Origin of the sequence: Neisseria sp. HMSC065C04, from assembly GCF_001815375.1 — a bacterium.
Lineage (GTDB): Bacteria > Pseudomonadota > Gammaproteobacteria > Burkholderiales > Neisseriaceae > Neisseria > Neisseria flavescens_D.
Genome location: NZ_KV820408.1, coordinates 50,088 through 62,221, shown reverse-complemented (window position 1 = coordinate 62,221; position 12,134 = coordinate 50,088). Strand labels below are relative to the sequence as shown.

The 12,134-nt window shown below is 49.5% G+C and carries 14 protein-coding genes; 10 read left to right on the top strand and 4 right to left on the bottom strand.

Features of this window, described 5'->3' with window-relative positions:
• The first annotated feature begins 14 nt into the window (after positions 1 to 14).
• The 4 genes from HMPREF3022_RS04920 (at position 15) to HMPREF3022_RS04905 (ending at position 1,664) form a co-directional block, all read left to right on the top strand.
• Complete coding sequence (locus HMPREF3022_RS04920) at positions 15 to 230, top strand: DUF4177 domain-containing protein (RefSeq protein WP_003749376.1); 216 nt, start codon at positions 15 to 17, stop codon at positions 228 to 230.
• Positions 223 to 438, top strand: a complete 216-nt coding sequence (locus HMPREF3022_RS04915; protein ID WP_049329287.1) for a hypothetical protein — start codon at positions 223 to 225, stop codon at positions 436 to 438. The genes HMPREF3022_RS04920 and HMPREF3022_RS04915 overlap by 8 nt, the downstream gene beginning before the upstream one ends.
• Positions 439 to 567: 129 nt before the next feature.
• On the top strand, positions 568 to 1,017 hold the full coding sequence (locus HMPREF3022_RS04910; RefSeq protein ID WP_070765201.1) for a DUF3290 domain-containing protein: 450 nt from the start codon (positions 568 to 570) through the stop codon (positions 1,015 to 1,017).
• Positions 1,018 to 1,031: 14 nt separating this feature from the next.
• Positions 1,032 to 1,664, top strand: a complete 633-nt coding sequence (locus tag HMPREF3022_RS04905; protein WP_049330868.1) for a DUF421 domain-containing protein — start codon at positions 1,032 to 1,034, stop codon at positions 1,662 to 1,664.
• A 72-nt stretch (positions 1,665 to 1,736) separates the two neighbouring features.
• Here the strand turns inward: HMPREF3022_RS04905 and HMPREF3022_RS04900 are convergent, their stop codons facing one another.
• The 3 genes from HMPREF3022_RS04900 to HMPREF3022_RS04890 all read right to left on the bottom strand — a co-directional run bounded on the left by HMPREF3022_RS04900 (position 1,737) and on the right by HMPREF3022_RS04890 (position 4,571).
• Positions 1,737 to 2,108, bottom strand: coding sequence for a DUF488 domain-containing protein (locus HMPREF3022_RS04900; protein WP_070735016.1), 372 nt, complete (start codon positions 2,106 to 2,108; stop codon positions 1,737 to 1,739).
• 64 nt (positions 2,109 to 2,172) lie between these two features.
• Positions 2,173 to 2,955 (bottom strand): indole-3-glycerol phosphate synthase TrpC, encoded by a 783-nt coding sequence (gene trpC / locus HMPREF3022_RS04895; RefSeq protein WP_070765200.1) that lies wholly within the window; start codon positions 2,953 to 2,955, stop codon positions 2,173 to 2,175.
• A gap of 143 nt (positions 2,956 to 3,098) precedes the next feature.
• Positions 3,099 to 4,571, bottom strand: coding sequence for a malate:quinone oxidoreductase (locus tag HMPREF3022_RS04890; RefSeq protein WP_070765199.1), 1,473 nt, complete (start codon positions 4,569 to 4,571; stop codon positions 3,099 to 3,101).
• A gap of 433 nt (positions 4,572 to 5,004) precedes the next feature.
• Between HMPREF3022_RS04890 and HMPREF3022_RS04885 the strand changes: the two genes are divergently transcribed.
• From HMPREF3022_RS04885 to HMPREF3022_RS04860, 6 genes are all read left to right on the top strand, one after another.
• The gene (locus HMPREF3022_RS04885; RefSeq protein WP_070765198.1) at positions 5,005 to 5,499 is read left to right on the top strand and encodes a hypothetical protein; all 495 of its coding nucleotides are present in this window, start codon (positions 5,005 to 5,007) and stop codon (positions 5,497 to 5,499) included.
• Between the two features lie 82 nt (positions 5,500 to 5,581).
• Positions 5,582 to 6,211 (top strand): 16S rRNA (guanine(527)-N(7))-methyltransferase RsmG, encoded by a 630-nt coding sequence (rsmG, locus tag HMPREF3022_RS04880; RefSeq protein WP_070765197.1) that lies wholly within the window; start codon positions 5,582 to 5,584, stop codon positions 6,209 to 6,211.
• A gap of 67 nt (positions 6,212 to 6,278) precedes the next feature.
• Complete coding sequence (locus tag HMPREF3022_RS04875; RefSeq protein WP_003681348.1) at positions 6,279 to 7,049, top strand: ParA family protein; 771 nt, start codon at positions 6,279 to 6,281, stop codon at positions 7,047 to 7,049.
• A gap of 562 nt (positions 7,050 to 7,611) precedes the next feature.
• On the top strand, positions 7,612 to 7,833 hold the full coding sequence (locus HMPREF3022_RS04870; protein ID WP_049330874.1) for a hypothetical protein: 222 nt from the start codon (positions 7,612 to 7,614) through the stop codon (positions 7,831 to 7,833).
• Between the two features lie 59 nt (positions 7,834 to 7,892).
• A complete protein-coding gene (locus tag HMPREF3022_RS04865) occupies positions 7,893 to 8,180 on the top strand; it encodes a helix-turn-helix domain-containing protein (RefSeq protein ID WP_049330875.1) in 288 nt (95 codons plus the stop codon).
• Positions 8,173 to 9,138 (top strand): reverse transcriptase family protein, encoded by a 966-nt coding sequence (locus tag HMPREF3022_RS04860; RefSeq protein ID WP_049330876.1) that lies wholly within the window; start codon positions 8,173 to 8,175, stop codon positions 9,136 to 9,138. The genes HMPREF3022_RS04865 and HMPREF3022_RS04860 overlap by 8 nt, the downstream gene beginning before the upstream one ends.
• A gap of 22 nt (positions 9,139 to 9,160) precedes the next feature.
• On the opposite strand, the gene HMPREF3022_RS04855 is transcribed toward HMPREF3022_RS04860, so the two are convergent.
• Positions 9,161 to 12,112 (bottom strand): DUF3418 domain-containing protein, encoded by a 2,952-nt coding sequence (locus HMPREF3022_RS04855; protein WP_070765196.1) that lies wholly within the window; start codon positions 12,110 to 12,112, stop codon positions 9,161 to 9,163.
• Between the last annotated feature and the right edge of the window lie 22 nt (positions 12,113 to 12,134).

The window sequence follows — 12,134 nt, the reverse complement described above, 5'->3', positions numbered from 1 at the left end:
TTTAAAGGAATAAAATGAAAGAATATAAAGCCGTCATTTATCAAGAGAACCTGCTTTCCAGTTTGGTTTTTGGCAGCGCCAAAATCAATCCGGTCAAATTCAGCGATTTCCTCAACAGCCACGCTTCGCAAGGATGGAAGGTCGTTACCATGGAAAAAGACCAGCGCCGCATGCTGCTGTTTTTCGTGCGTGAAGCCTACGTCGTCATTTTGGAAAAAGAACGTGTTTAAACTCGGCGTCTATGCCTGTCTCGGATTGTTCGTCAGCTGGGTGTTGCTCTTGATTTTGCAACTTTGGTTTTCCTTCGTCGATGCCGATTTGTTTCTCAAAATCACCCTGACCATGGCAGGTCTTTTCATTATCATTCTGGCCAGCTTACTGGTCATCAGCCAGTATTTTGCCGAAAAGAAAATGAAGGACGACGGATTTATCAACTGATACTACTTCGGGAAACACCATGTGTGCTTTATCCGAAACCTTGACGCAACATCCTTGTTTAATAGACAAGGCCGTCTGAAATGTAAGTTTCAGACGGCCTGATTACCCTCCTCAAAGCTAACGAATATCATGAAATTCTTTTCCCACTTTTATCTTGAAAACCATATGTATTTCAACGACTACTTGAAATACGTCCTGATTTTCGCCGCCCTCGTCATCCTCCTGCTCGCCGTATCGCAATACCTGCGCCACCGCATGGACACCAAATACCGCGACCTGAGCATAATTGCGCTGTTGCTGCTCATCCTCATCTGCGGCACGCAATATCTTTCGTACAGCGAGCGTCAAAACTTTGCCGCCGATACTTCGCGCATGGTTGGCTTTCTCGATGCCTTGATTGAAAACCAAAAAGTCGAAAAACAAGACATCATCGTCAACAGCACGCGTCTGTCCAACGGCATGATTATCGGCATCAAAAACCAATACTACGAAGTCCATTTCAATCAAGACTTCTCCGCCTACACGCTGACGCCCATCAATTTGGTCAACAACAATATCGAACTCATCGATAAAGAATAACAGGATACACACACATGGAAGCATACTCCCTGCTCGCCCTCAAACTGCTGATGGGTATTTTAGGTTTGATTTTGCAAATCAACCTCTTAGGTAAAGGCAACCTCGCGCCGACCTCCGCCATGGACCAAGTGCAAAACTATGTACTCGGCGGCATCATCGGCGGCGTGATTTACAGCGACAGCGTCGGCCTGTTGCAATTTTTCCTCGTGCTGATTTTGTGGACGCTGTTGGTCTTGAGCCTGAAATTCATCAAAAACCACAACCGCTGGGTCAAATCCATCATTGACGGCAAATCCGTCTGGGTTATCGTCAACGGCAAAATCCAAACCGATGAATGCATGAAAAACGGTATCAGCGCACACGACCTAATGTTCAAACTCCGCGCCGCCGGCATCTACGAAATCTCTGCCGTCAAACGCGCCGTCATGGAGCAAAACGGCCAGCTCGCCGTCATTAAGTACGGCGACGAAAGCCTGCGCTATCCGCTGATTACAGACGGCCAAGTCGACCCCGACATCCTCGAAATCATTAAGCGTGATGAAGAATGGCTGCAACAAGAACTCAACCGCCTCCACCTTGAAGCCTCGCAAGTCTATATCGGCGAATACATAGACGGAAAATTGGTGGCACACCGTTATCCTTCTTGATTTGAAAATAGCAGGCCGTCTGAAACCTTGATTTCAGACGGCCTTTTTATATCCGGTTCAAACACTGATTTTTTAATCGCGATATTCAAACGTTGTGCCCAAAAATTGAGCCAGTGCGGAGACGTGGGAATGTCGAGGGTCTTTGACGGCGGTCAGCAATAAAATATTGCCGTGCTGTTTTTCCAAATCCAGCAGCCGCTTGATGGCTGCCTGCTCGGTATCGCCATACAACTCTTCGTGATAACGGCTGACAAAACCGTCAAAATTCTCAGCCGGATTTTCGTGATACCAGCGGCGCAGGTTTGCACTGGGCGTAATGTCTTTCAGCCAGAGCGCCGTAGCGAAAACTTCTTTATGGACGCCGCGCGGATAGAGGCGGTCGATAAAGACGGCGGTTTGTTTAGAATCGGGTTGATAGGCATAAATGCGCTGTACGGTAAACATTTTTTCTCGTCTCCAATGGATTCAGGCCGTCTGAAAATTCAGACGGCCTGATGTTTTTTAGGGTTTAGAACAGTTTTTTGACTTCGGCTTCGATGTCGTCGGCACGCATAAAGGTTTCGCCGATCAGGAAAGTATGCACGCCGTGGCCGCGCATGAAATCGACGTCTTCTTTGTTGCGGATGCCGCTTTCGGTTACAACGGTTTTACCGTTCAATTCAGGCAAGAGGTCGAGGGTTTGTTGCAGGGTCACTTCAAACGTACGCAGGTTGCGGTTGTTGACGCCCCACAGCGGCGTGGTTATGTTGCGGCATTTTTCCAGCTCGGACGCATCGTGTAATTCCAACAATACAGTCATGCCCAATTCGTGGGCAACGGCTTCAAAACGCTCAAGCTGCTCGGCTTCCAAGGCAGCGGCAATCAGAAGAACCGCATCCGCCCCCCACGCGCGCGCCTGATAGATTTGGTATTCGTCGATGATGAAATCTTTACGCAAGACCGGCAGCGCCACGGCCGCACGCGCCTGTTTCAAATACTCGGGCGAGCCTTGGAAATAAGGTTCGTCCGTCAACACGGACAAACAGGCTGCGCCGGCTTTTTCATAGGCAACGGCGATTTCGGCAGGATGAAAATCAGGACGGATCAGGCCTTTGCTCGGGCTGGCTTTTTTGACTTCGGCAATAATGGCAGGTAGATTCTGCGCGTGTTTTTCACGGATCGAGCCGATAAAGCTGCGAACCGGCGCGGCTGCCTGCGCTTGGGCTTTGATGTCTTCCAAGGAAACGGCGGCTTTTTGGGTGGCCACTTCTTCTGCTTTGGTGGCAAGGATTTTGTTGAGAATATCGGTCATGGCGTTTTTCTATTAGGGCTGATTTTCGGGTTTGAATCGTGCAACATGCTGCCGCAGATTAGATTTCAGACGGCCTGAATGCCGCTATTTTAATGGTTTGAAAAAAGGCGGGCAAGAATGCCCACCTTTGTGTCTGCTTCAATTTAGTGATGAATGCCCAAAACGGTCGCGTTGTGGCTGATGATTTCGTCCGCCAAAGACGGATTGTCGTTCAGCTTGATACCGTAGCCGGGCACCAATTCTTTCAGACGGCCTGACCATGATTCGGCATGATCGGGGAAGCATTGGTGGACGAGTTTGATCATCAGCGGAACTGCTGTCGATGCACCGGGAGACGCACCCAGCAATGCGGCCAGCGAGCCGTCGGCATGGGCGACGATTTCGGTACCAAATTGGAGTACGCCGCCTTTTTTCGGGTCTTTTTTGATGATTTGTACGCGTTGACCGGCGGTAATCAGTTCCCAATCGTCAGGATTGGCTTCCGGATAATACTCTAAGAGCGAAGTGAAGCGTTCTTCTTTGGTTTTACGCAATTCGCCCAAGAGGTATTTGGTCAGCGGCATATTAGCCCAACCGGCGCGGAGCATAGGATAGAGGTTGTCCATGTGGATGGACATCGGCAAATCCATGAGCGAGCCTTGTTTGAGGAAGTTGGGACGGAAGCCTGCATACGGGCCGAACATCAAATGGCGTTGGCCGTCCACGTTGCGGGTATCCAAATGCGGAACGGACATTGGGGGTGCGCCGACGGAGGCTTGGCCGTACACTTTGGCGTTGTGTTGCGCGGCCGTTTCGGGATTGCTGTTGCGGAAGAAGAGGCCGGAAACCGGAAAGCCGCCGTAGCCTTTGCCTTCGGGGATACCGGATTTTTGCAGCAGAGTCAGTGCGCCGCCGCCTGCGCCGAGGAAGACGAAACGGGTGCGGAGTGTCAACGGGTCGTCATCGTCTTTGGTGCTGCTGGTTTTCAGCACCCACGCGCCGTCCGATTCGCGGTTGAGGTCGTCAACATGACGGTTGAATTTGATTTTTACGCCTTTGTCGCTCAAGTATTTGACCATCTGGCGGGTCAGGCTGCCGAAATCGACGTCTGTGCCTTCGGCGGAGTAGTTGGCGGCGATGGATTGGTTTTCATCACGGCCGTTGACAACCAGCGGCGCCCATTCGGCAATTTTGGCGCGGTCGGTAGAAAACTCCATTTTTTCAAAGAGTTTTTGGTTTTTGAACACGTCGAAACGTTTTTGCAGATAACTGCAATGGTCGGCGTTCATCACCAGCGACATATGGGGGACGGAATTGATGAAAGTGCGGTCGGTCAGTTTGCCTTCTTCGACCAAAGTCGCCCAAAATTGGCGGCTGATATGGAATTGTTCGGCAATATTGAGGGCGCGGGTCGGATCAATCGTGCCATCGGCAGTCAGGGGCGCATAGTTTAATTCACACAGCGCAGAGTGTCCCGTACCGGCGTTGTTCCATGCATTTGATGATTCCAACGCTACATCTTCCAAGCGTTCGATCAGGGTGATTTCCCAAGATGGTTCGAGTTCTTTGAGCAATACGCCCAAAGTAGCGCTCATAATGCCGCCGCCTACTAATACGACATCGGTTGCTTCAGCCATGGTTTTACTCCTACTAAAGTCAGGCATGGTTTGCCTTGTGGTTATCTATCATTATAAACAACTGATTTCAGAGGAATTATTTTGTATTTTGTTGTGCATGAAACTTTTGTTGCCTGCTGAGTTTCCGAGCGTAAATGGCGGAAGGCAGTTTCGGTTTGGGTTCCAGATTTCAGGTCTTTATAATATGTTATTAAGAATTTAGTAGATTTTACGGAGAAATGCAAAGATTTTCTGTTCGGTTCATATAAAAATAATAGATTAGGCCGTCTAAAAACGTTTTCTTACCCTTTATCTACCAACGTTTGCCAAGAAAAAAGAATTTTTCATTTCTTTTTTAATTGACCGTTTTTGTCAGCAATTTCAGCGCTAACAAACGTGAATCAACCGCCAATCTGCTATCATTTCGACTTATCCCACAACAAGGCAAACCGCCATGTATCTGACACAAGAAAAGCCCTACCGCCCCCTATTGGTCGCACTGATGTTCCTCACCCTGCCGCTGACGATGATATTGCACAATATCGTGCAAATCGCCTTTTCAGACGGCCAAGGGCTGCTGATAACGGTCAAAGACGGCGCATGGGCATGGCAAAGCGGTTGGCAGGATTCAGTCGCATGGTTTGTCTGCGGCATGTTTGCCTTCCTCAACCTGCCGATTGCCGGCGGACTGACCAAGCTGGCGTATAAAAAAATGATGCGCCGGCATTCGCGTTATGCCATCTTCCTTGCCGGTGTCGCAGCATGTGCCTCGGCGGCGGCAGGTTTGATTTTTGAAGCCATCTTAGGCAATGCCGCATTGGCAGGCTTGCGTGGGCAAGGCGTGTTCTACTACACCCTCTCCGTGTGGATCATCGCCATGCTGACCCTGCCCAAACAGCTCACGCGCGCGCCGGAACAGCCCATCGTCTTTCACAAAATGAAACGTTGATTCAACGAGTGCAAACATTTTCAGACGGCATGCTTTCCGTTACCATTACATCCAACGCGTTTTAACCAATAAGGAATAACAAATGAATCAGGCGCAACAGCTCCGCGACGGCATACAGGCACTGGGTTTGGACATCGACGACGCCAAACAGGCCAAACTGCTAGACTATGCCGCCCTGCTGCAAAAGTGGAACAAAACCTACAACCTGACCGCCCTGCGCGACCCCGCCCAAACCGTCAGTCATCATCTGCTCGACAGCCTGACCCTCTTGCCCTATATCGAACACGCCCAAACCATGCTCGACGTCGGCTCCGGCGGCGGACAGCCCGGCATACCCACCGCCATCTGCCGTCCCGACCTTGACATCACCCTCCTCGATGCCAACACCAAAAAAACCGCCTTTCTGCAACAAGCCGTCATCGAACTCGGCCTAAAAAACGTCCGCGTCATCAGCGGCCGTGTAGAAGCCGCCGCCGACTGCCGCGCCGACGTCATCACCAGCCGCGCCTTTGCCGAACTCGCCGACTTCGTCAACTGGACCGAACACCTCCTCAAAGACGGCGGCTACTGGGCGGCCATGAAAGGCGTATATCCGCAAGAAGAAATCGACAAACTGCCCGAAAGCGTCTCCGTCGAAAAAGTCGAAGCATTGCACGTCCCCCAACTCAATGCCGAACGCCATATCGTCATCATCCGCAAAAAGGCCGTCTGAAAACAACCCAAGCATACCGAATAACGGTACAATCCAGCCATCCACACTTAACACGACAGCAAAGCACATGAGCGCACAAATCCTCGCCGTCGCCAACCAAAAAGGCGGAGTCGGCAAAACCACCACCACCGTCAACCTAGCCGCCTCCCTGGCCTCCAAAGGCCGCCGCGTCCTCGTCGTCGACCTCGACCCCCAAGGCAACGCCACCACAGGCAGCGGCATCAACAAAGCCACCATCGAAAACGGCGTTTACCAAGTTGTCCTCGGCGAAACCGACATCCCCAACGCCGTCGTCCGCAGCAAAGAAGGCGGCTACGACGTATTGGGCGCCAACCGCACACTTGCCGGCGCAGAAGTCGAACTCGTCCAAGAAATCGCACGCGAAATCCGCCTCAAAAACGCCCTGCAGCTCGTTGCCGACAACTACGACTACGTCCTCATCGACTGCCCCCCATCCCTGACCCTGCTCACCCTCAACGGCCTGGTCGCCGCCAACGGCGTCATCGTCCCCATGCTTTGCGAATACTACGCCCTCGAAGGCATTTCCGACTTAGTGGCCACCGTCCGCAAAATCCGCCAAGCCATCAACCCCGACCTCGATGTAACCGGCATCGTCCGCACCATGTACGACAGCCGCAGCCGCCTCGTCGTCGAAGTCAGCGAACAGCTCAAACAACACTTCGGCAACCTACTCTTCGATACCGTCATCCCCCGCAACATCCGCCTCGCCGAAGCCCCCAGCCACGGCCTCCCCGCCCTCGCCTACGACGCCCACGCCAAAGGCACACAGGCTTATCTCGACTTGGCCGACGAACTGATTGCACGGTTGGAAAAATAAACAGAAATATGAATATAAAAAGGCCGTCTGAAAGTGGAAAAATACTTTCAGACGGCCTTTAGTTTGGTTGGAAAGAACATTTTTAAAAGACCGCGTGCGTGCGTACCGCACACACCCTACGCATAAATTTCAAATTCTTTATGATTCATAGGTAGGGTGCGTGCCCGAAGGCACGCACGCGGTTGGATGCGGGCTACAACTTGCTTGTTATATATTTTTAAATATTTACTGTAAGTCAAAAAATTTGCAATTTATAAAATAATCAGTTATGATGCAGCACATCAGACAAGATGAAACCATCTTGATGCATTTCAGAAGATAAAAGCCTGATGTACCGAATGTGATTGTGACACTTTCGTGTCGCTTACTTTTTAACGAAGTAAGCCGCTTCCGCGCTCTAAGAGACTGACAGCCTACCAGCTACATCCATAAACTCTCAGACGACTGGGCAGCTCACGCTGCAATACGAAAGCAACCTGTGCTATCCATAATATTTCTTAACGGTTCGGTATTGTTTTGACGACTGGGGCAATCCCGCCTCGTTAAAATATAAGGATGTTATATGAATATTCTTTTGAAAGATTCCATTGATACTCTAAAACAGTTGAAGATGGAAATGCATAATGTTATGGATAGCAGTACACAAGCTAAATTGGAACAGGTTATTCAAGATTTAGAGCAGCATGATAATTTGACAAAATTAGAGCTACTTCAAATTTTAGGTAAAGTTCTAGATTGGTTACCTATAGTAAGTAAACTACTTGCAAAATTCTTTATGGAGTAATCAATGAGCTATGGATACAACAGGTTGCTTTTTATTATTCTATGGTAAGGAGCTGTATAATGAATATTGGTAAAGCCATTAAATTATGTCGAAATCAAAGAGGGTTTACCAAAACCAAGTTGGCTGAGAAAGCCGAATTATCAGCTTCTTATCTTACTTTATTAGAACAGGGAAAGAGAGACCCAAACCTATCAACTCTTGAAAAAATCTGCCAAGCATTACAAATTCCTTCTACTGTATTAATGTTTTTAGCATCAGATGCTGAAGATAGAGTAGGGATGAGTTCCGAATTAGCTGAAAAATTGTCAGTTTTAGCATTATCCTTAATTGGAGATAATGATGAGTGAACATTCTTCTTTCCGCTATCCATATAAGCCTATAGCCAGTTTAGAGAAACTGGCTATTTGTTTGAATATTACTTTGGAAGAGCTAAATTATTTACAAGAAAATGCTGATTCTTTTTATTTCTTAACTACTAGGGAACAAAAGAAAGATGGTTCCTTCCGGGAATGTTATGATGTTAAAAAAAGGCTAAAGGATATACACGAAAAAATTTCTATCAAATTTTTAAAATTAATAGAATATCCTGAATATTTACAAGGTGGTATTAAGAAAAGGGACTATATTTCTAATGCTAGCCAGCATACTTGTTCTTTTGATCTTATTGAGGAAGATATTAGTAATTTTTATCCTAGTATTAGTAGAGAGATAATTTATCAAGTTTGGGTTGGATTTTTTTGTTTTTCTCATGAGGTGGCAGATTGCTTGTCCAAGTTAGTAACCTTTCAAGGTTACTTAGTTCAAGGTAGTAAAGTTAGTGGTCTATTATGCAATCTTATTTTATGGAATCGAGAGACAAAATTAGTTATGAATTTAAAAAGACAAGGGCTAACATATACCAGATACGTAGATGATGTAACTGTTTCTTGCGATAGATATTTAAGTAATAAAGAAAAACAACAAATTATTAGAAAAATTTATGCTCTATTCTATACTGTTGGTGCAAAACCAAACCGACGCAAGCATAAGATTGAACGCAAAGGAACTAGACAAACGGTAAATAATTTAAACGTTACATCTGAAAATCCAACTTTACCTAAAGAGCAACGTAATAAAATTCGTGCTGCTGTTTTTGAATGTGAGAAAATTTTTCGAATAGGCAATAGCTCACTTATTCAATATAAAGAACTTTTTGAATCCACAAAAGGAAGAGTTAATCAATTAAAACGTTTTCATAAAAAACAAGCTAATAGTTTATTGAAAAGACTGGAAGAAATTCATCCAAATAAATTTAAGGCTACCTGAAAATTTTCAGGTAGCCTTAAATTTATTTCAACCCCTCCCACTCTTTCACCAACCGCTTCACCGACACCGGATACGGCGTCTTCAACTCCTGTGCGAACAGCGACACCCTCAATTCTTCAATCATCCATTTAAACGCAGCGAGGTCGTCTGAAACGGGTTGTCCTTGTTTCACCAAGCTGTCGGTTTTTTCCTGCCACATTTGTTCCAGCTCTTGAATATCGGCTTCACGGGCTGCGTCGCGAGCGGGATTGCCGCTGTATTTTTCGAGGCGCAGGGTCATGGCTTTGAGGTAGATGGGGAGGCGCGGCCATTGTGCCCACGGGGTATGGCTGGCGAATCCGGGGGCAAGCAGGGTTTGCAGGCGTAGTCTTAGAAGGTGGGTCAATGGGTGTTTGCCAAGTTTGCCGTTAAGTTCGGCGTAGGCGGCGGCAGTTTCCTGCAGGTAGCGGCTGAGGGCTTCTTTGACGGCGGGCAGGCGGCTGCGGGCGCGTTTGATTTGCTCTTTAAAGGCTTTTTCGTTGCGCGGCAGCTCGTCTTCGCCGATAAAGGCGCGGTCACAGACGGCTTGGGTGAGGTCGTCGCGCAGGGTGTCGGCGTTGATGTGTTTGAGCAGCATGGCGGCTTGGGTGAAGCCTTGGATGCCTTTGTTCAAATCTTTTACCTGCTCTTTTAATTGCAGCTTCATCAATTCGATTACGCCTTGACGGTGTGCCTGTTCGGCGGCTTCTGTGGTATCAAACAGGCGCAGGGCGATGCGGCCGTCTTTTTCTTTTTGCAGGCCGAGGTAGCCGGTGAGCTGCTGTTTGCCGCGGGCGAATTTGATGGATTCGGGCAGGGTGCCGATGTCCCATGTGGTAACGTTGTCGCGCTCAAATTCTTGGGTATTGTCGCGGAAGGTAACGGCGGCGGCTTGGCCGAGTTGTTGTTGCAATTCGTGTAGTTTGCGGCCGCCGGCAAGCTCTTGTCCGCCGTCGTCGATAATGCGCAGATTCAGATAGCAGTGTTCGGGCAATTCTTGCGCCGCCCATGCATCTTGGTCGATTTGCTCGAGAATCCGCATATCGCCGGCGCTTTTGGCAATAAAGTGCGCCAACTGGGGAATGATGGCCGCTTGACGGTCGGGATTGCTTTCGAGAAATTTGGTGATGAAATCGGGCACGGGTACGCAAATGCGGCGGATTTGCTTCGGCAGGGCTTTAATCAGCAGCTGGATTTTTTCGCGCAACATACCGGGCACCAGCCATTCGAGCGACGGCGCGTGCAGGCGGTTGAGGATGGTAAGCGGCACGGTCATGGTCACGCCGTCGAGCGGATGGTGCGGCTCGAAGCGGTAGGAAAGTTTGAACTTGCCGTCTGCGGTTTGCCAGAATTTGGGGAACTGCTCTTCGGTAATGTGCGCGGCGGCGTGTTGCATCAGATCGTCGCGACTGAGGAACAGCAGACGCGGATTGTCGCGCTCGGCGGTTTTGAGCCAGGCTTCAAAGGTGCGGATATCGGCAAGGGGCAAAGGTTTCAGACGGCCTTTTTGAGATGCTGGCTGCTTTTTGGGCTTAGGGTCGTCTGAAATATTTTGTCGGGTATGTAAACTCGGTTCACGCTCGCGGTTGTCCGCATCGTTGGAATCCGCGTGCGTGGCTTGCGCCACACGCCCTGCGTTGCGCTGGTTTGCTTGTCCGTTTTGATCGGCTGTCTTGTCCGACTGGATTTGTCCGCCCTCTTCGCTTCCCCAAACGCCACCTTTCGCGTCTTTCCACACCAGCTCGGGCAGGCGTTCGTTATAAAACGCAAACAGGGCTTCGTCATCGACCAATACGTCTTGCTTACGTGATTTGTGTTCGAGTTCGGTAATTTCTTTAATCAGCTTTTTATTGTGGGCAAAAAAGGCCGTCTGAAGATTGCTTTCTTGCGCCACCAATGCGCCACGGATAAAGATTTCGCGCGCTTCTTCAGGCGCAACTTTGCCATAGGAAACGGGGCGGCGCGGCAATACGGTCAGGCCGTAAAGCGTCACGCGTTCGCTGGCGACAACTTCGCCGCGTTTTTGTTCCCAGTGCGGCTCGAAATAATGATAGCGGACGAGATGCGGCGCTTCCTGCTCTATCCATTCGGGCTGGATAACGGCGACGTCGCGCGCGTAAAGGCGCGTGGTTTCAACCAATTCTGCCGCCATCACCCATTTGGGCTTGGCTTTAAACAAGGCTGATGCAGGGAAAAGGTGGAAGCGGCTGCCGCGCGCGCCGGTATAGTCGTTGCCGTCGGGCGATTTCATGCCGACGTTGGCGATGAGACCGGTCAGCAGGGCGCGGTGGATTTGTTCGTAGCCCGCTTCTTTAGCGGCACGGATTTGGGCGCGGTGTTGTTTCTTGTCCAGTTGTTTTTGTTTGAGTTTGGCCGCCAAATCTTGGTCGCCTTGGCTTTCAGACGGCCTTAATTGTTCTTGGGTAGGAGGTTGTCTAAACGCGGCTTCTTTGGTGGTCAAACCCATTTCAATCGCGGTTTGGGCAAGCTGGTGGTGTAGCTCGCGCCATTCGCGCATACGCAGATGCGATAGGAAATATTGTCGACACCACTGCACCTGCTGCTTGTTGGACAAACCTTTGTCGCGCTCGCGCTGGAAGCTGTCCCAAATATTCAGATAGGCAAGAAAGTCGGATTGCTTGTCGGTAAAGCGTTCGTGCGCCTTGGCGGCGGCATCGCGTGCTTCCAGCGGCCGCTCGCGCGGGTCTTGAATCGACAGCGCGGACGCAATCACCAATATTTCTGCCATGCAGTCGTGTTTCTTCGCCGCTAGCAAAATGCGTGCGATTTTCGGGTCGATGGGCAGGCGCGCCATTTGTTCGCCGAGCTTGGTCAGACGGTAGCGCGTGTTGGCACCGATATGACCCGAACTGTTTTGCAGGCCGTCTGAAACATTGGCTGGGTTGGATCGTGCATCCATGCCTGATCCGCGTACTTGGTTTTTCATATTTTGCATAGTCTTGTCGGTCGGGCATCTT